Source organism: Saccharopolyspora endophytica, assembly GCF_018070075.1.
GTDB lineage: Bacteria > Actinomycetota > Actinomycetes > Mycobacteriales > Pseudonocardiaceae > Saccharopolyspora > Saccharopolyspora endophytica.
In genome coordinates, this window is sequence record NZ_JAGPXE010000016.1 from 66,377 (window position 1) to 85,085 (window position 18,709).

An 18,709-nucleotide genomic window follows, 5' to 3' on the forward strand; every position below is an offset into this window, starting at 1 on the left:
CGCGCGAAATTCGAACGCCGAAGTTCGGACTCGAATTTCGCGCGAAATTCGAATTCCCCACCCGGCCGGGTGACTGCGCGTGGGAACCCGGTGGGGTGCGTGGTCAGTAGTTGGCCCACTCGCCCTGGGCGTAGTCGAGGATCGTGGGGTGCATCAGCGTCGAGGGCGTGAGATCCGGGAGCCGGGCGCGGTCCGGCGGGAAGGTCTGCGCGGCCCGCAGGGTCTCGGCGTCGAGGGAGCGCAGCGGCGGAACGTCCTGCGGCAGGCGGGGTTCCGACGGCTCCTCCCCCTGCGTGAACAGGTGGAACCCCCACTCCCCGAAGGCGGGCACCGACACCTCGTAGGGCGTGGTGCGCAGGCCCAGCGAGCGCAGCGTGGCCTCGACGCACCAGTACGCCTTCGGCGCGAAGTACGGCGAGCCCGCCTGCACGACCGCCCGTGCGTGGTCGGACATGGCCTGGGAGACCAGGCCGTAGAACTCCGCCGAGTACAGCTTGGCCGTCGCGGTCGAGTCCGCGTCGGGCATGTCGACCATGACGACGTCGTAGCGCTCGCGGTTCTCCCGCAGCCAGCTGAAGGCGTCGCCGGCCACCGCGCGCACCCGCGGGTCGTCGAAGGCGTTGCGGTTCAACGAGGACACGCGCGGGTCCGTGCGGGCCAGCTCCAGCACCGCCGGGTCGAGGTCGACCAGCGTCACCTCCCGGACGTCCGGGTAGCGCAGGACCTCCCGCAGCGCCAGGCCGTCTCCGCCGCCGAGCACCAGGACCCGCCCGCGCGGACCGTTCATCGCCGGGTGGACCAGCGCCTCGTGGTAGCGGTACTCGTCGACGGAGCTGAACTGGAGATCGCCGTTGAGGTACATCCGGGTGTCCTTCGCCCCGCTCAACGACACCGACTCGGTGAGCACCACGTCCTGGTAGGGCGAGCGCTCGGCGTGCACCACGGGATGGGCGTAGAGCGCCTGGCGCGCGGTGACCTCGAAGTCGTCGGCGTAGGCGTACGCCCCCAGCAGCATACCGCCGACCAGCATCGACGCGCCGATCAGCAGCAGCCGGGCGCGCTTGGTCAGCTCGCGGCGGAACACCGTGAGCACCAGTCCCAGACCGGCGGCGGCGTTGAGCATCCCGACCAGCAGGGCGCCCTGCACCTGCCCGAACAGCGGCAGCAGCAGGAACGGGAAGGCCAGGCCGCCCACGAGCCCACCGACGTAGTCGGCGGCGAACAGGTCGGCCACCGCCGAGCCCGCGTCCTGCCTGCGGATGCGCTGCAGCAGCACCATCAGCAGCGGGATCTCGGCGCCGATCAGCAACCCCAGCACCAGCGCCGTCGCGATCAGCGCGGGCAGGTACAGGCTCAACCACGCGAACGCCGCGTACAGCGCGAGAACGCTGAGCCCGCCGAGCAGCGCCAGCAGCAGCTCGATGCCGGCGAAGGCGGCGGCGGCCCACGGTTGCAGGGGTTTCGCGGCCAGCGCGCCGATGCCCATCGCGAAGACCATCAACGACAGCACGATCGACGCCTGCCCGATGGTGTCGCCGATCAGGTAGCTGCCGAGCGCGACCAGCGCGAGCTCGTAGACCAGTCCGCACGCGGCGCAGACGAACACGGCCACCAGCACCGCGAACCGCGCGGTGCGGCCTCGCGGTGCTTCGGTGGTCTCGTCCTGCGCCGGAGCGGCTTCGGTGGTCGTCAATAGATCGCTGCGGCCATGAGCACCGCGAGCACCACGTGCGCAGCAGCCGACACCCAGGTGGCCGGGTGCATGTCCGGCGAGGCCAGCTCGTCACCGAGCTTGCCCGGCGTGATGGCATCGATGAGCAGGAACGACAGGCTCATCAGCACCAGACCGAGCAGGCCGTAGGCGACCGTGCCGACCAGGCCGAGCAGCAGGTCGTCGGCGCTGGCCATGATCGCGGTGGTGAGGATGACCCCGACGCCGAGCAGGCCGGAGACCAGCAGCAGCGCGGCGTTCGGGTTGCGGTTGACCCAGATCAGGTCGCGCAGCTTGCCGGGGGTGGCGAGGTCGACGAGCACGTAGCCGAGGGCCATCATCGCCACGCCGATCACCCCGTAGGCGACCGCGGCGAACAGGCCGGCGAGCAGTTCGTTGAGCAAGGTGGTGTGCCCTTCCCGTGTCGTGGTGCGTCAGCGCGGGAGCCCGGCCGGAGCCGCCCGCGGAGGTCGTGGTCGGTGCGCGAGTCCGCTCATCATTTGCCGACTCCGGGTCCGCCGCCGCGGAAGCTCTCGCCGCGCGTGGACGTCCAGCCCCACACGTGCCCGACGTGGCTGTGGTAGCGGTGGTAGGCGCGGTCGGCGTCCATCAGGTGGATGACCGATCCGCTCTGGTGCGGCTGGATGATCACGGCGTCGTCGGAGTAGCGCAGGTAGATGCCCGAGGCGTCGGAGGACTGAGCCTGCGGTCGCCACTTGGCGGTGATCTCGGCGGCGACGGTCTTCGGCGGCTTCGGGCTGGTGTAGGCCTCGTTGTCGTCGTCACCGGCGATGTCGAGGTGCGCGGCGCGCGTGTAGTTGTGCGCGACGTAGCCGCGCGCCCCACCGCCACCGGCGAAGATCATCACCAGCCCGACGATCAGGGCGATCACCACGGCCACCGCCGCGATGACGATCCAGTACCTGGGTTTCATCGATCAATCCGCCGTCGGGTAGATGAGAACGTCGTAGCGGCTGAGCTTCTCGCCCGCCGTGGCCTCCCACGCGGCGCCGCCGTAGGACTCGAAGCCCAGCAGCGCGCCGTCGGAGGTCTCGTAGTCGTGGTAGCGCACGGTTCCCTCGGCATCGAGACCCGTCGTGGCCTCGCTGCGGAAGTTCGCCTCGCCCGACTCGCCCGAGCGGTAGGTGCGTCCGTCGTGCTCGACGGTCGCCTCGCCCGGGGCGCCGACGCCGGTGACCGGCGTCCACAGCGTCAGGATCAGGTCCGGGTCCTCCTCGACCGCCAGCCACACCTGGGTGCCCTTGGCGTCGTCGAGCAGGTGCTCCGACCAGCCCCAACCGCCCTCGTCGAGCCGGAGGCTCCCGCGCACGGTGTAGGTGGTCGAGCGGATCTCCACGATGTCCCCGGCCTTGAGCGCGCGGGGATCACCTCGCAACGAGTCCTGGTCGCCGGTCCCGAAGGGGTCCTGCGGCACTCCTGCCCGGGACTCCCCCTGCCGGGCCGCTCGCCGCGCTCGCATCCCGAGCACCACGGCAACGACCGCGACCACGACCAGCAGCAACACCAAGACGACCAGCAGCTCGGTCATTCCGGTACGCCCCTTCCGCACGATTTCAGCGCCGAGGCTATCGCCCGCAGATCACCCGAGTGGCCCAAAACCCCGAAACGTGACCTGCGGCGGCGGGAAAAGCCGAACGGGCCGGTCACCAAGCGGTGAACGGCCCGTTCGGGGATCGATCAGGCGGACAGCAGCTGGGCGCAGCGGATCAGGCCCAGGTGGGAGTACGCCTGCGGGTGGTTGCCCAGGGAGCGCTCCGCGATCGGGTCGTACTCCTCGGACAGCAGGCCGGTCGGCCCCGCGGTGTCCACGATCTGCTGGAAGAGCTCCTCCGCCTCGGTGCGGCGACCCGTGAGCAGGTAGGACTCGATCAGCCACGCCGCGCAGAGGTGGAAACCGCCCTCGTCACCCGGCAGACCGTCGTCCCGCCGGTAGCGGTAGACGGTGGAGCCGCTGCGCAGCTCCGCCTCGATCGCGGTGACGGTGGCGCGGAACCGCTCGTCGGACGGGTCGATCAGCCCCGACAGCCCGACGTAGAGCGACGCCGCGTCGAGGTCGGAACCCTCGTAGGCGGTGGTGAACGCCTGCACGTCCGGGTGCCAGCCGTTCTTCACCACGTCCTCGGAGATCTGGTCGCGCAGCGGGACCCAGCCGTCCTCGACCTTGCGGCCGTAGGTCTCGGCGATCTTGATCGCGCGGTCCAGGGTCACCCAGCACATCACCTTGGAGTAGACGTGGTGCCGGGGCGCGTCGCGCTCCTCCCAGATGCCGTGGTCGGGCTCGAACCAGCGCTTGCCGACCGCGTCGGCCATCGCCGTGACCAGTTCCCAGTCGTTGTCCCGGACCGTGCCGGTGGCCTGCGCCAGGTGCGCGATGAGCTCCACGACCGGACCGAACACGTCCAGCTGGACCTGCTGGTCGGCGAGGTTGCCGACGCGCACCGGACGCGAACCGGCGTAGCCGGGCAGGCTGTCGATGACGGCCTCCGGGCCGAGGCCGGTGCCCTGCAGCGAGTACAGCGGGTGCAGCCGCTCCGGGCCGGGAACGGTCTCCAGCACCCGGTGCAGCCAATCCAGGAACGCCTTCGCCTCGGCGTTGGAACCCAGCGTGACCAGCGCCTGAGCGGTCATCGCGCCGTCCCGCAGCCAGCAGTAGCGGTAGTCCCAGTTGCGGACGCCGCCGATCTCCTCCGGCAGCGAGGTGGTCGCGGCCGCCATGATCGCGCCGGTGTCGGAGTGCACGAGGCCGCGCAGCGTCAGCGCCGAGCGGGCCACCAGGTCGCGCTCGACCTCCGGCAGCGACAGGGTCTTCATCCACTCCGACCAGTACGCCTCGGCCTCGGCTCGGCGGGCGGGCTCGTCGGTGGGCGTGAGGTCCTCGGTGCCGCCGCGCATCTCCAGCACGACCGGCTCGCCCTCGGTGAGCTCGATGACGGCCTTCGCCGACTGGTGCACGCCGTCGGAGGCGATCTCCCACTGCACGCCCGGCGAGTACACCACCATCGGCTCGGAGGTGCCCTGCACGCGCAGGCCACCGGCCTCCGGGGTGATTCGCACCGGCACCTGACCGAACTCGGGACGTGGTGCGAACTCCACCGACACCGTGGTGCTGCCGCTGATGACCCGCACCAGGTCGGTGCGGTGGCTGTCGGTGCCGTGCGCGAGGTAGTCGGTGACCAGCAGCCGCGACCAGCGGGTCTCGACCGTCATGGTGTTGGGCACGTAGCGCTGGCCGAGCGGCAGCGGGCTGCGCTGGCCGCCGTTGCCGCCGACGTGCGGGCGGATGCTGAAGTGACCGGCGGCGGGCCCGCCGAGCAGATCGGCGAACACCGCTGCCGAGTCGGGGCCGGGGTGGCACATCCAGGTCATCCGGGCGTCCGGGGTGACCAGGGCGATGTTGCGCTCGTTGGACAGCATGGTCAGCCGCTCGATGGGCGGCGCCTGCTCGCCGTAGAGCCAGGTGCGCCGCTCCTCCATGAGGAACGCCAGCACGGTGGCCACGTCGGTGGTGCTGCTGATCCGGTGCGCGGCCAGCGAGTCGCCCTCACCGACCTTGATGCCCAGGTCAGGGCCCTGGAGCCGGGCGAACGCCTTCTCGTCGGTGACGTCGTCGCCGAGGAAGATCGCGGCGGTGGCACCGACCTGGTGGCGCAGCGCGTCGAGGGCGTTGCCCTTGTCGGTCTGCACCACGGCCAGCTCGATGACGGCCTTGCCCTCGGTGACCTGCACGCCGTCCCACTGCGCGGGGCCGTTGCGGACGGCGTCGACGACGGCCTCCGACACGTCGTGCTCGGCGCGGCGGACGTGCACCGCGACGCTGGCGGGCTTGGCCTCCAGCGTCACGCCGGGCTGCCCGCGCACGATGTCCTGGACGGCCACCTGGAGTTCGGTGCGCAGCTGGGTGGCCTCGGGTTCGAGGCCGTGCACGAAGCCGACGTCGAACTCGGAGCCGTGGCTGCCGACGAGGTGGACCTCCGCGGGCAGCCGGGACAGGGTGGCCAGGTCGCGCAGCGCGCGACCGGAGATCACCGCCGTGGTGGTGGCGGGCAGCGCGGCGAGCGACCGCAGCGCGTGCACCGATTCGGGTAGCGGTTTGGCCTGAGTCGGATCGGCCACGATCGGTGCGAGCGTGCCGTCGTAGTCGCAGGCGACCAGAAGTCGAGGCGTCCGCGCGAGCTGCACGATCACGCGTCGCAGCTCCGCAGGCAGGGCTTCGGCGGTCAACGCCATACTCCTTGGGGGCGGGTCAAGTCTGGATGGATCGATCCGGAACGCCTGCGGCGATGACCGTCTGCTGGCGACCGGTTCTGCTCAGTATCGCCGACGTCGTGCGATCCGTGTTCCGGACCGGTTACCGCCAGCTACTCCACGAGGGGTGCGCCCAACGCTTCGAGGAACGACCGCGCCCAGCGGTCGACGTCGTGCGTGAGCACTTGCCTACGCAGAGCGCGCATCCTACGGCGGCCCTCCGCCTCGTCGATCTCCAGGGCGGCGAGCAGCGCGTCCTTCACGCCGTCCAGGTTGTGGGGGTTCACCAGGAAAGCGCTGGTGAGTTCCGCGGCGGCTCCGGCGAACTCGCTGAGGACCAGTGCGCCACCCAGGTCGTAGCGGCAGGCGACGTACTCCTTGCAGACGAGGTTCATCCCATCGCGCACCGGGGTGACGACCATGACGTCGGCGGCGGCGTAGAGCGCGACGAGGTCCTTCTTGTTCACCGACGTGTGCAAATAATGCACGGCCGGGTGACCGACCCGCCCGAAGAGACCGTTGATCCGGCCGACCTGGCCTTCGATGTCCTCGCGCATCTGCTTGTAGTGCTCGACGCGCTCCCGGCTGGGCGTGGCGACCTGGATCATCGTCACGTCCTCGGCCTTGATGTGGCCCTCGGCGAGCAGCTCGTGCATCGCGTGCAGCCGCACGTCGATGCCCTTGGTGTAGTCGAGCCGGTCAACGCCGAGCATGATCTTGCGCGGATTGCCCAGGTCGGCGCGCAGCTTCTTGACCCGCTGCTGGACGTCCTTGCTGCGCGCCAGCTTGTCCAGCTCGGTGGAGGCGATGGAGATCGGGAACGCGCCGACCCGCACGGTCCGGTCACCGACCTGCACGACACCCGGCCGGTTGCGCACGCCGACCTGGCCGCGGCTGGGCTCGAAGCCGGCGAGCCTGCGGGCCAGCCAGAGGAAGTTCTGCGCGCCGCCGGGCCGGTGGAACCCGACCAGGTCGGCGCCGAGCAGGCCGCGCACGATCTCGGTCCGCCACGGCAGCTGCATGAACAGCTCGACCGGCGGGAACGGGATGTGCAGGAAGAAGCCGATCCGCAGGTCGGGCCGGAGCTCGCGCAGCATCGCCGGCACCAGCTGGAGCTGGTAGTCCTGCACCCACACGGTGGCGCCTTCGGCGCTGACCTCGGCGGCGGCTTCGGCGAAGCGGCGGTTCACCCGCTGGTAGGCGTGCCACCAGGAGCGGTCGAAGACCGGCGGCACGACCACGTCGTGGTACAGCGGCCACAGCGTGGCGTTGGAGAACCCCTCGTAGTACTCGGCGAACTCCTGGGCCGACAGCCGGACCGGGTACAGCTGCATCTCGTCGTCGTCGAAGGGCTCGACGTCGACGTCGGCGACACCCGGCCAGCCGACCCAGGCTCCGCGACGGGCGCGCAGGAACGGCTCCAGCGCGGTGACCAGCCCACCCGGGCTGTGCTTCCAGCGCTCGGTGCCGTCCTCCAGCTTCTCCAGGTCGACGGGAAGCCGGTTGGCGACCACGACGAAGTCCGCCCGGTTGGAACTCCTGTTGGGCCCGTCGCCCTCGCTCACCGGAAACCCTCCTGCCGTGTATCCACCTGTAGTTGTGAGGCTACTTAACCCGCACCGCCGCCGCGTGCTTCGTGTGGACCAAACACACCCGCGTGTTTCGGTCCGGATGGGGTCTTAACTTCGTTCCCGTTGCGGAACGCGGCAAGTCGGCGTTCAGTCCAGGCGCCGTCTGCTGGGGCGCAGCGGTCCGGACAGCCTCGGTCCGGAGATCCGCCGCTCCAGCCGGCCCAGCCTGCTGCGCACCGGCTGCGCCAGGTACTCGCCGAGCACCACGCCCGCACCCAGTGCGAGCCCGGTGGCCACCGCCAGCATCAGCGTCGTCACACCGGCCGGGCTGCGGAGCACCGACAGCTCGAACAGGCCCCGGTAGGTCGCCAGGCCGGGCAGCAGCGGCGACACGGCGGAGACCGCGACGACCAGCACCGGGATCTCCAGCCGACGGGCGACGATGCCGCCCGCGAAACCGACGATGGTGGTGGCCACGGCCCCGGCCAGCACCGGGTTGAGCGCCAGGGTGTCCTCCCTGATCAGAATCGCGTGCGCCCCGGCCGCCACACCACCGCCGATGCCCGCGATCAGCAGCGGGCTCGGCGGCGCGTAGCTGGCCAGCGCGAAGCACGCCGAGGTGGAGGCACCGGCGAGGATCTGCACGGACAGTTCCAGCGCCGGTGTGCCCACCTGCGCTCTGCCCAGCGATTGGGCGTCCAGCCCGGCCACGGTGTCGCCGCCTATGCGCAGCCCCACGTACAGCGCCAGGACGACGCCCGCGATCAGCCCGGCGGTCATCATCGCCAGTTCGGCCATCCGTCCTGCCGCCGTGACGTTGTAGCCGGTGATGGCGTCCTGCATGGAACCGACGACGGTCATGCCGGACAGCAGGACGATGATGCTCGCGGCGATCGCCAGCGGCGGGTTGTGCAGCACCCCGACCGCGAAGGCGCCCAGCGCGAGGCTGGTGGCGACCACGCCGCCGACGGCTTGCTGGAAGAAGAACGGCAGGGCGCGCTTGTTGAGCAACCGCCCGATGCGGTCGACCAGCGCGGTGGTGCCCGCGGCGACCAGCGGCAGGAACGGGTCCTCGGCGACGCCGAGCAGCACGGCCAGCGACGCGGCCATGCCCGCCCAGGCCAGGGTCGCGACCCAGCGCGGGAACGGGTGCGGCGCGGTGGTGATCCGGTCCAGCTCGGCGTAGGCGTCGCTGGCGCTGATCTCGCCCGCGGTGATCCGCCGCAGCAGCTTCTCGACGTCGGCGAGCCGCGTGTAGTCGATGGAGCGGTTGCGGACGACGCGCAGCGAGGTGATCGGCGGCTGCTCGGTGCCCCGGTAGCAGGAGACGGTGATCGACGTGTAGATCACGTCGACCTCGCAGTGCGGCAGACCGTAGGCGCTGACGACGCCGATGATGGTCGCGGTGACGTCGGAGGCACCGGCACCGCTGGCCATCTGCACCTCACCGATGCGCAGGCCGAGGTCCAGGACCAGGTGAACGGTTGATTCGTCGGGCAGCGAGGGCCCGAAGACGACGTTGCGAGAGCCCGGGACGATCGTCTGCTCGGGGTCGCGCCGCCGCAGCACACCACGCGCGCGCTGCGTGATTCCCACCGCGGTCTTTCCTTCCTGCCGCGCCCCGCGAGCGGAGCGCCGCCGTGGCTGATCTTCCCCTCGGGCATCGCCTGTCATGAGCGGACCGTTGCACTCGGCATCTGTGGCTTCCATCACCTGGTCGTCGCGGCAAGCGCGGCCGCTTCCCAGCCCGGGTGCCGCGGCGCTTACGATGTTCGCGCACACATCGTTCGTGCGTCGCCGCTGTAGCTCAGCTGGTAGAGCGCCCGCCTTGTAAGCGGATGGTCAGGGGTTCGAGTCCCCTCAGCGGCTCCGAGCGTACCTGACCAGGCCTTTTAACTGACCGGGTACGGCTGTGTCCGTTCCGCCACAGCCATCGGGGTGAAATTTGGTCCCGAGACCAGCGAAAATGTAACGCACTGCCCTCAACCTGCGATTACGACCCACCTTTTCGGCGGGTCGAAGATCACTTCATCAGGGGCGCTGGACATCGGACGACCTAGACCTATACCGTTCCTGCGGATGTCGATCGTGAATTCTGGTGGGGTTTGCTGGTGCGCATTGTCGTTGACGATCTGACAGGTCCGGAGATCGAGGCTTTCCTGCACGGCCATCTCAGCGAGATGCGGGCGATCTCCCCTCCCGGGAGCACGCACGCGCTGGAGCTCAGCTCCCTGCGCCGACCTGGGGTGACGTTCTGGTCGGCGCGCGAGGGGGACACCGTGCTGGGCTGCGCGGCGATCAAAGAAATCGATCTTGAACACGCCGAGGTCAAATCAATGCGAACCGACCCCGGGCACAAGAATCGCGGAATCGCGTCACAACTGCTGAAGCACATCATCGGCGAATCGAAACTCATGGGCTACACCCGGCTGAGCCTCGAAACGGGTTCCGCGGAATTCTTCGAGCCGGCGCGCAAGCTCTACCTCAAACACGGCTTCGCCTACTGCGAACCGTTCGCCGAATACCGCAAGGACCCCAACAGCGTCTTCATGACCAAGGTCCTCTGACCCTCCGGCGGGCAGCACCCCCGGGCACGATCGTCACCAGTGGACGGTTCCGGTCCGAACCGACCGGACGAAGCGGACACGACACGGGTCGGCTCGGACCGAACCCGCCCGGCTCCGCGGGTCCGCCTCGGCGATGCGGCGCATCATGGGGGCGTGGGCGCTGAGGTGACGATGACCGATCGGCTGTTCCGCGCGGCCGTGTGGCTCAAGGGACTGGACGCCGTGGCCCAGCTGGCCGGCGGCCTGCTGCTGATCTTCTTCCCACCGCACGCGCTGACCCGGATCGCGCACGGCGTGGTGACCCGCGACCTCCTCGGCCCGCCGACCGGTCCGCTCGCCGGGCACTTCGAGGAGGCCGTGCGCCACTTCTCCGGTGGCGCCCGCGCTTTCGTGATCGGCTACCTGCTGGTGCACGGCCTGATCAAGCTCGTCCTGGTCATCGCGCTGCTCCGCAAGGCCGTCCGCTGGTACCCGGCCGCGATCACCGCGCTCGGGCTGTTCGTGCTCTTCGAGCTGGTGCGCGGCGTGCAGACGCACTCGTGGGTGCTGCCGGTGCTGACCGTGCTGGACGTCGTCATCATCGTGCTGGTGATCAAGGAGTACCGGGAGTTGCGCCGAAACCCCGCCTGACGGAACGATCTCCGCGATACCCGGACACCGGCCGAGTCCGAATTCCGTTGGGAAATACGTGGAATTGCAGTGCGGTGATTTCCCATTAATTGGCGAGTTGTGCTCAAGCAATGGACAGCATCACTCTGTCGAGTGAAGGTCGATTTCGGTCCTCGCCCCATCCGCGAACCGAAGGAGACCAACGTGTCGCTCGTCCGCAATCTCGCCGGACTCGCCGGTGCCGTGATCGCCGGCGGCCTGCTGGCGGTACCCGCCCAGGCAGCAGATACCGCTCCGCAGGACGTCCAGCCTTACATCATCGATGGCCGCGAGGTGGACAGCGCGCCTTGGGCGGCCCGCCTGTTCGTCAACGACCAGGAGACCTGCACCGCGTCCATCATCGCCCCCGAGTGGGTCCTCACCGCTCAGCACTGCGTCGCCGACGCGGCCGACGGCAACGGCCTGAGCTTCAACATCGGTGACGTCGACCAGACCAAGGGCGAGCACGCCAGCGCCATCCCCGGCGAGGTGCACATCCACGACACCGCCGACGTCGCGCTGGTCAAGATCGACCACGCGGTGCAGACCGAGTACGCCCCGCTGGGCGATGCCGGCACCGTCAACCCCGGCGACACGGTCCAGACCTACGGCTGGGGCGCGACCTGCACCGACAAGCCGGAGATCGAGTGCCAGGCGCCGATCCTCAAGGTCGCCGACGTCAACGTGACCGGCGTCAACGGTGACTGCACCGACTACCGCGGCGGCCAGGCCATCTGCGCCTCGCGCGGTGACGGCATCCCGGCCGGTGGCGACTCCGGCGGCCCGATGTTCGCAGGTGACAAGCAGGTCGGCGTGGCCTCCACGAGCGACCGCGCGACCTCGACCGCGTACGTCAACATCACCGAGTACCGCGACTGGATCTCGTCGCTGGCCGGAGTCTGATCGACCTCTTCCCACGGGGACCCGGACGCAGGCACGGGTCCCCACACGCGGGCGCACTCGCCCGGGACGTGCCGGTCCCGGAGAGTGCGCCCGCTGCCATTTCCACCGGATCCGGCGGTATTCGCAACACCGGAAGATTTCCTGCACGGCGATGATCAATCACTCTTGAATTTACCGTTTCCGCAGGTCAGAGCACGCCGGAAATTGTCCTGCAAATCCCAGAAGATGGGGGCTAGCACCGGCCGAGACGGCGGATCAACGTTTCTGTAGTGCTTCTCACGTGTAAAATTGCGAATCGCCTGGTAGATGCCGGAAGAAAGGCGCCAGAACCTGACTCAACACGGATGTTCTGTTAAGTTGGCAAAACATGACCGGCGATAAACCGAGCCATAAACACGAAGATCGAAATGGCGGAAGCGGTTCAGCCGGACGGTTGGAGATCGACACTCCGGTCGTCGCGGACGGCCCAGAGCTCTACCGGATCACACGCGATTCGGCAGTGCTCGATGTGAACTCGTCCTACGCATATTTGCTGTGGTGCCGGGACTTCTCGCAGACCTCCGCGGTGGCGCGTGTCGACGGTGCGGTCGTGGGCTTCGTGACCGGATTCATCCGGCCCGACGCCCCGGACACCATCGTGGTGTGGCAGATCGCCGTCGATGCCTCCCAGCGCGGGGGTGGCGTGGCAGGCAAGCTGCTGAACCACCTGCTCGACCGCGTGCAGGGGCGCGGCGTGCGGTTCCTGGAGACCACGATCACCCCGGACAACACCGCGTCGATCAAGCTATTCAGCGCACTGGCGCGCGACCGAGCCGCAGAGATCAACAGCAGCGAGTTGTTCACCGCTGACCTGTTCCCCGACTCGCATCTGGGGGAAGACCTGTACCGCATCGGGCCGCTCGACGCCGCCTGAGGAACACCCAATCTTGTTCGTCCCGCCAAGCGCCGGGCGCCCGCGCGCCGTCGGCCGAACGGAGGATCCGTGAACGACATCTTCGCCAGCCTTGAATCGGAAGTCCGCAGCTACAGCCGAACGTGGCCGACCACGTTCGACCGCGCGGTCGGCAGCTACCTCTACGACGTGGACGGCACCGGCTACCTCGACTTCTTCGCGGGCGCCGGCGCGCTCAACTACGGCCACAACAACCCGGCCCTGAAGCAGAAGCTGCTCGACTACATCGCGCGTGACGGCGTGACCCACGGCCTCGACCAGGCCACCAAGGCCAAGGCCGAGTTCCTGGAGAGCTTCAACTCCAACGTGCTCCAGCCGCGCGGCCTCAACTACAAGGTCCAGTTCCCCGGCCCGACCGGCACCAACTCGGTCGAGTCGGCGCTGAAGCTGGCCCGCAAGATCACCGGCCGCGAGTCGATCATCAGCTTCACCAACGCCTTCCACGGCATGACGCTGGGCTCGCTGTCGGTCACCGGCAACTCGATGAAGCGCGGCGGCGCGGGCATCCCGCTGGTGCACGCCACCCCGATGCCCTACGACGACTACTTCGACGGCCAGGTGCCCGACTTCCTGTACTTCGAGCGCATGCTCGAGGACAGCGGCTCGGGCCTCAACGAGCCGGCGGCGGTCATCGTCGAGACGCTGCAGGGCGAGGGCGGCATCAACTCGTCCCGTCCCGAGTGGCTGCGCGGCCTCTACGACCTGTGCCAGAAGCACGGCATCCTGATGATCGTCGACGACGTGCAGATGGGCTGCGGCCGGACCGGTCCGTTCTTCTCCTTCGAGGAGGCCGGCATCCAGCCCGACATCGTCTGCCTGTCCAAGTCCATCGGCGGCTACGGCATGCCCCTGGCGGTGACGCTGATCAAGCCGGAGCACGACGTGTGGGAGCCGGGCGAGCACAACGGCACCTTCCGCGGCAACAACCCGGCGTTCGTGACCGCCAGCGAGGCGTTCCGGCTGTACTGGTCGGACGACGAGCTGGAGAAGGCCACGATCGCCAAGGGCGAGCGGGTCGGCCAGGTGCTGGAGGAGATCGCCGCCGAGCACGGTGGCGCGATCGCCAAGGGCCGCGGTCTGGCCCGCGGTCTGGGCTTCGAGGACACCAACGTGGCGGGCAAGGTCTCCAAGGCGGCGTTCGACCGGAAGCTCCTGATGGAGACCTCCGGCCCGTCCAGCGAGGTCCTGAAGATCATGCCGCCGCTGACCGTCACCGACGAGGAGCTGGAGAAGGGCCTGGCGATCGTTCGCGACTCCGTTAAGTCCGTTCTCGCCTGATTTCGACGCTCATCGCACGGGGTCGGGAGGGTGAAAAGGCCGTCGATCGGCTTTCGCCTCTCCCGGCCCCGGCACGTCGTGCGGCAAGCTGCGTGCGGGCGAGTACCCGCGCAGTGCACCACTGAACAAAGATTCGCAGGAGGAAACGTGATCGTCCGGCACCTCTCGGATATCGAGGACACCGACGCCGACATCAAGACCGAGAACTGGCGCAGCAAGCGCATTCTCCTGGCCAAGGACAAGCTGGGCTTCTCGGTGCACGAGACCACGCTCTACGCCGGCACGGTGAACGACTTCTGGTACGCCAACCACATCGAGGCCGTCTTCATCACCGAGGGTGAGGGCGAGGTCGAGAACAAGGCGACCGGCGAGGTCCACCAGCTCAAGCCGGGCTCGATCTACGTGCTCAACGACGCGGACAAGCACCAGGTCCGCCCGAAGACGACCATGAAGACCGTGTGCGTGTTCAACCCGCCGGTCACCGGTCGTGAGGTCCACGACGAGAACGGGGTCTACCCGCTGATCGTCGAGGACGACGTCGCCAGCTGAGTTAAGCGACGCGCGCGGCGGGTACCCCGATGACAGGGGGGACCCGCCGCGCTGTCTTTGACCACCAGGGTTTTCCCCACGCGCCGACGTGGGGGAACGCGGGCACTTGACGTGTGCCGCTTCTTACCGAGGAACCGAGAACGGCGGGCGGTGTCCACCAGGACATCGGCCCGCTCCGGCGGGAATTCGCGAAGGAGGCGCAACCCATGACCCTCGCTGATCTGAGCACCACGGACCGCTACCCCACCCGGGGCTCCGATTCGACGTTGCTCGATCGGACCGATCCGACCGTCTGGTCCGGTGTCAGCACCGGACCGGCCGCGCAAGACGAGTTGGCCGCTCACGATGCCAAGGGCTTCCACGTGGTGGAGGGACTGCTGTCCCCCGCCGAGGTGCAGGCGCACTGGCAGGAGTTGGAGAGGCTGATGCGCGATGAGAGGGTCCGCAACGACGAACGCACCGTCGTCGAACGTTCGTCGAACGAAGTCCGCTCCATCTTCGAGGTTCACGAGATCAGCGAGCGGATCGGGGCGCTGGCTCGCGATCCGCGAGTGCTGGACCGCGCCCGGCAGATCCTGGGCTCGGACGTGTACGTGCACCAGAGCCGGATCAACTTCATGCCCGGCTACCGCGGTACGGGTTTCTACTGGCACTCGGACTTCGAGACGTGGCACGCCGAGGACGGCATGCCGGCCATGCGCGCGGTCAGCATCTCGATCGCGCTGACCGACAACTACCCGTTCAACGGCGGTCTGATGATCATGCCGGGCGCGCATCGCACGTTCGTGTCCTGCGCCGGTGAGACCCCGGAGGACAACTACAAGTCCTCGCTCAAGCAGCAGAAGGTCGGCGTTCCGGCCGAGGACAACATCACCAAGCTGGCCTACGAGCACGGGATCGAGCAGTTCACCGGCCAGGCGGGCTCGGCCCTGTGGTTCGACTCCAACTGCATGCACGGCTCGGGCAACAACATCACGCCCTACCCGCGTTCGAACATCTTCATCGTGTTCAACAGCGTGGACAACGCCCTGGTCGAGCCCTTCGCGGCGAAGTCCCCACGACCGAACCACGTCGCCTCCAGGGACTTCACCCCCCTGAGGCGCTGATCCAACCCCCGCCCGGAGCCCTCCAGGAGCCAGCCCGGAGCCCTCCAGCGAGGGCTCCGGGCGGGGAGACGCGCGCCGATTCGAATTTCGCGCGAAATTCGAGTGCCGAAGTTCGGGCTCGAATTTCGCGCGAAATTCGAATCCACCCGCGGGACCGGACCGTTCGGAGCGGGCTCAGCGGACGGGGTGGGCGGCGAGGACTGTGCCGATCTCGGCTGCTGCTGCCGGGTCCAGGAGGGGGTACCTGCCTCCGGCGACGAAGCGCTCCGAGAGCTCGAAGGTGATCGTCTCGCCCTCCGCCAGGAAGTTGGCCGTGGCCTGGGCGTTCGTCGCGACGTTGTCCGGGTGCGTGATGGCGATGTCGGCGTAGGTCGCCGCGAGGTACGGGCTGGCGAACTGCGTGAACGAATCGCCCACCATGCGCACCGGCTCGGTGATCATGCCGGGTTTGGGCGAGGACTTCAGGTGCAGCGGCTGGTGGAAGTCGCTGGGCTTGAACTGCGTGTTGTCCGCTCCCCCGTCCGGCGCCAGCGAGTAGGCCTGGATCGGGACCGTGCGGTCCTGGCCCAGCAGGTCCGGGATGTCGGCCGTGTGCGGGTACTGCCGCGACGGCGCCATCTTCCACGTGCCGGTGATCCCCGGCGACAGCCGCTCCGCGAGCTGGTAGACCATCGTCGCGCCGCCCTCGTGGGTCCAGTGCGTGTCGATGTCGTGGTAGATCGGGCGCCCGTTGCGCTCGGCGGTCTGCCGCAGCGGGGCGCGCAGATCGATCGCCCCCGTCGCCTTCGGGACCTCGCGCCAGAACGCCTCCCGCTCGGCGGTGGAGCAGTCCTCGCCCGGGTAGCTCTCCGGCAGGTGCTCCGGGTACGCGGTGGACTTGTCCGGGGCGATGACCAGCTGGAACTTCCGGCCCGAGGACTCCACCACCTTGCGCCAGGCGCGCAGCCCGGCGATCACCTCCTCGGTCGACCGGGACGGGACGCAGCGGTAGGACACGTCGTGGCCCAGGTACAGCCAACCGTCCTTGCCCTCGATGACCGGCGGGAACACGCTCTCGTCGATCGGCGGCTTCGCGTCCACCTGCCCCGCGCCCACCGGCGAGCTGTGCGAACCGCCCGCCAGCGGAGCCGGTTCGCCGAAGACCCCCCTGCTGATGCCGTTGACCGCCTGCACCGCGCCCTTGCGGAACGGCAGGTGATCGGTGGCCCACCCGTTCAGACCGGTGAAGAACCCGAAACCCTCGGTGACGCTGGGGAACTCGGCCAGCGGCCGGTTCTCCAGCTGCTCCGGCCGCGCGCCGAACAACCAGCTGCTCAACGGGGCGCTGAAGAACGCCAGCGCGCAGATCAACGCCACCAGCTGACGCCTGCCGTGCCGAGGCCGGTGCAGCGGGTGCTCCCGCGGCAACCACGCCTCGTGCACCGGCGGCAGCTCAGGTGTTCTCATCGCTCACGCCCTCGTGATACATGTTGAGCAGTTGCTTTGCGGTGCAGGTAGCCGAACCTGAGCGGTTCCGTGGACTCGGTGCGCCGCTCCTGATGTATGCCAATACACGGCGTCCCCGGCGTACTCTCCACGAAACCGCTGGCGAAACCGCGGCGGTGCGAGCTGAGTCCCACACCTGAAACGGTGGCTCCGGCGCATCCATGGTCAGCTCCTAGAACTGGTAGTACAGGAACGGGCTGAACGTGCCGGTGGCGACCAGCAGACCCGAGTAGCCCAGGCCCGCCGTGAGGACCGCCGCGCGCACCGCGTACGCCTCGCGGGTGCGAACGGCCTCCAGGAAGGGGCCGGTTCCCGAGCCCGCGGGCAGCAGCACCACGATCAGCGCGACCAGCAGGAAGACCAGGCGCTGGTGGGTCACCGACGCCGAGACGATGTCGGTCAGCCCCGCCAGGTCCGGCACCAGCATGTGCCCCAGCATCCCCAGCGCGCTGCCCAGGTCCGGCGCGCGGAAGAACACCCAGCCGACCACCACCAGCAACATCGTCAACGCCCGCCGGCCCAGCCGGAAGCGCCGGTCCGACGGTGCCGTCGACCAGCCGAAGCGGCGTTCCAGCACCAGCAGCGAACCGTGGAAGAGCCCCCACACCAGGTACGTCCACGCCGCGCCGTGCCAGAAACCGGTGAGCACGAAGATGATCGTCAGGTTCCGGTACGTCTTCGCGGTGCCCAGCCGGTTGCCGCCGAGCGGGATGTAGACGTAGTCGCGGAACCAGCGCGACAGCGACATGTGCCAGCGGCGCCAGAACTCGGTGATCGTCACCGAGGAGTAGGGCCGCGCGAAGTTCTCCGGCAGCCGGAACCCCAGCATCCGGCCCAGCCCGATCGCCATGTCCGAGTAGCCGGAGAAGTCGAAGTACAGCTGCATCGTGTAGCCGATCGCGCCCAGCCAGGCGATCGCGAACGTCATGTCGTGGGCGGGAGTCGCGAAGCAGGCGTCGACCATCGGCGCCAGCGTGTCGGCGATGACGACCTTCTTCGTCAGACCCCACGCGAAGCGCGGGAAACCGGCCGCGATGTCGTCGAGCCGGTGCGTGCGGCGCTGCGGGAGCTGATCGGCGATCTCCCGGTAGCGCACGATCGGACCCGCCACCAGCTGCGGGAACATCGCGATGTAGGTGATGAACGAGACCGGGTCGCGCAGCGCGGGCCGCTCGCCCCGGTAGATGTCCACCACGTAGGAGATGTGGTGGAACGTGTAGAACGAGATCCCGATCGGCAGCGCCAGCTGCAGCACCGGGTAGTCGCCGCCGAACCAGCGCGCCAGCACCGCCAGCTGCTCGGTGGCGAATCCCGCGTACTTCCAGATCAGCAGGATCGTCAGGTTGAACGCGACCACGCCGATCAGCAGCCACCGGCGGCGTTCCCGCTGGCCCGGCCACTCGGCACCCGGTTCCAGGCGACGGCCGACCAGGAAGTTCACCGCGATGCACGCCAGCAGCAGCACCGTCGTGCCGCCCGCGCCGCTGGCGTAGAACACGAGGCTGGCGACCGCGACGACGACGTTGCGCCCGCTTCGAGGTGCCACCAGCACGACCGCGAGCACGGCCGGCAGGAAGTACCACAGGAACAGCGGTGAAGCGAACGACATGAAGGGCCTCGGGTGCGGGAGGCCCACGCCTCCTCGGTCGGTTACCGGAGAAGGAGCCTAACCG

At 68.9% G+C, this 18,709-nt stretch carries 16 protein-coding genes and 1 tRNA gene; 8 read left to right on the forward strand and 9 right to left on the reverse strand.

What is annotated here, in order from left to right; all coding sequences use genetic code 11:
- Positions 1-103: 103 nt before the first annotated feature.
- The 7 genes from KBO27_RS28990 to KBO27_RS29020 form a co-directional block, all read right to left on the reverse strand.
- Positions 104-1,693, reverse strand: a complete 1,590-nt coding sequence (locus KBO27_RS28990; protein ID WP_210973043.1) for a polyamine aminopropyltransferase — start codon at positions 1,691-1,693, stop codon at positions 104-106.
- Complete coding sequence (locus tag KBO27_RS28995) at positions 1,690-2,115, reverse strand: DUF350 domain-containing protein (RefSeq protein WP_132678427.1); 426 nt, start codon at positions 2,113-2,115, stop codon at positions 1,690-1,692. Before KBO27_RS28995 ends, KBO27_RS28990 begins: the two co-directional genes overlap by 4 nt.
- Positions 2,116-2,207: 92 nt before the next feature.
- Complete coding sequence (locus KBO27_RS29000) at positions 2,208-2,645, reverse strand: DUF4247 domain-containing protein (RefSeq protein WP_210973044.1); 438 nt, start codon at positions 2,643-2,645, stop codon at positions 2,208-2,210.
- A 3-nt stretch (positions 2,646-2,648) separates the two neighbouring features.
- Positions 2,649-3,260 (reverse strand): DUF4178 domain-containing protein, encoded by a 612-nt coding sequence (locus KBO27_RS29005; protein WP_210973045.1) that lies wholly within the window; start codon positions 3,258-3,260, stop codon positions 2,649-2,651.
- 149 nt (positions 3,261-3,409) lie between these two features.
- A complete protein-coding gene (gene otsB, locus KBO27_RS29010) occupies positions 3,410-5,959 on the reverse strand; it encodes a trehalose-phosphatase (RefSeq protein ID WP_210973046.1) in 2,550 nt (849 codons plus the stop codon).
- Positions 5,960-6,090: 131 nt separating this feature from the next.
- Positions 6,091-7,542, reverse strand: coding sequence for an alpha,alpha-trehalose-phosphate synthase (UDP-forming) (locus KBO27_RS29015; protein WP_210973047.1), 1,452 nt, complete (start codon positions 7,540-7,542; stop codon positions 6,091-6,093).
- A 153-nt stretch (positions 7,543-7,695) separates the two neighbouring features.
- A complete protein-coding gene (locus KBO27_RS29020; RefSeq protein WP_210973048.1) occupies positions 7,696-9,144 on the reverse strand; it encodes a threonine/serine exporter family protein in 1,449 nt (482 codons plus the stop codon).
- 200 nt (positions 9,145-9,344) lie between these two features.
- Between KBO27_RS29020 and KBO27_RS29025 the strand changes: the two genes are divergently transcribed.
- The 8 genes from KBO27_RS29025 to thpD all read left to right on the forward strand — a co-directional run bounded on the left by KBO27_RS29025 (position 9,345) and on the right by thpD (position 15,551).
- Positions 9,345-9,417: transfer RNA gene (locus tag KBO27_RS29025), tRNA-Thr, on the forward strand.
- Positions 9,418-9,659: 242 nt separating this feature from the next.
- Positions 9,660-10,115, forward strand: coding sequence for a GNAT family N-acetyltransferase (locus KBO27_RS29030; RefSeq protein ID WP_307870679.1), 456 nt, complete (start codon positions 9,660-9,662; stop codon positions 10,113-10,115).
- 153 nt (positions 10,116-10,268) lie between these two features.
- Positions 10,269-10,745, forward strand: coding sequence for a DUF2127 domain-containing protein (locus KBO27_RS29035; protein ID WP_307870680.1), 477 nt, complete (start codon positions 10,269-10,271; stop codon positions 10,743-10,745).
- A gap of 183 nt (positions 10,746-10,928) precedes the next feature.
- Positions 10,929-11,666: a S1 family peptidase gene (locus KBO27_RS29040; protein WP_210973049.1), complete on the forward strand. Its 738-nt coding sequence runs from the start codon at positions 10,929-10,931 to the stop codon at positions 11,664-11,666.
- 433 nt (positions 11,667-12,099) lie between these two features.
- Entirely contained in the window at positions 12,100-12,579 is a 480-nt protein-coding gene (gene ectA, locus KBO27_RS29045) for a diaminobutyrate acetyltransferase (RefSeq protein ID WP_210973112.1), read from the forward strand.
- Between the two features lie 69 nt (positions 12,580-12,648).
- The gene (gene ectB, locus KBO27_RS29050; protein WP_210973050.1) at positions 12,649-13,896 is read left to right on the forward strand and encodes a diaminobutyrate--2-oxoglutarate transaminase; all 1,248 of its coding nucleotides are present in this window, start codon (positions 12,649-12,651) and stop codon (positions 13,894-13,896) included.
- A 147-nt stretch (positions 13,897-14,043) separates the two neighbouring features.
- Positions 14,044-14,445 (forward strand): ectoine synthase, encoded by a 402-nt coding sequence (locus KBO27_RS29055; protein ID WP_132678446.1) that lies wholly within the window; start codon positions 14,044-14,046, stop codon positions 14,443-14,445.
- 206 nt (positions 14,446-14,651) lie between these two features.
- Positions 14,652-15,551: an ectoine hydroxylase gene (thpD, locus tag KBO27_RS29060; protein ID WP_210973051.1), complete on the forward strand. Its 900-nt coding sequence runs from the start codon at positions 14,652-14,654 to the stop codon at positions 15,549-15,551.
- Between the two features lie 174 nt (positions 15,552-15,725).
- Here thpD and KBO27_RS29065 read toward each other — a convergent pair whose 3' ends face one another.
- A complete protein-coding gene (locus KBO27_RS29065) occupies positions 15,726-16,997 on the reverse strand; it encodes an alginate O-acetyltransferase AlgX-related protein (RefSeq protein WP_210973052.1) in 1,272 nt (423 codons plus the stop codon).
- A 211-nt stretch (positions 16,998-17,208) separates the two neighbouring features.
- Positions 17,209-18,645, reverse strand: a complete 1,437-nt coding sequence (locus KBO27_RS29070) for an MBOAT family O-acyltransferase (RefSeq protein ID WP_210973113.1) — start codon at positions 18,643-18,645, stop codon at positions 17,209-17,211.
- Between the last annotated feature and the right edge of the window lie 64 nt (positions 18,646-18,709).

What these genes read in the sequence shown, in the direction of transcription:
- KBO27_RS29000 (WP_210973044.1), bottom strand. Translation starts at nt 2,645, where the DNA reads ATGAAACCCAGGTACTGGATCGTCATCGCGGCGGTGGCCGTGGTGATC.
- KBO27_RS29005 (WP_210973045.1), bottom strand. Translation starts at nt 3,260, where the DNA reads ATGACCGAGCTGCTGGTCGTCTTGGTGTTGCTGCTGGTCGTGGTCGCG.
- otsB (WP_210973046.1), bottom strand. Translation starts at nt 5,959, where the DNA reads ATGGCGTTGACCGCCGAAGCCCTGCCTGCGGAGCTGCGACGCGTGATC.
- thpD (WP_210973051.1), top strand. Translation starts at nt 14,652, where the DNA reads ATGACCCTCGCTGATCTGAGCACCACGGACCGCTACCCCACCCGGGGC.
- KBO27_RS29065 (WP_210973052.1), bottom strand. Translation starts at nt 16,997, where the DNA reads ATGAGAACACCTGAGCTGCCGCCGGTGCACGAGGCGTGGTTGCCGCGG.
- KBO27_RS29070 (WP_210973113.1), bottom strand. Translation starts at nt 18,645, where the DNA reads ATGTCGTTCGCTTCACCGCTGTTCCTGTGGTACTTCCTGCCGGCCGTG.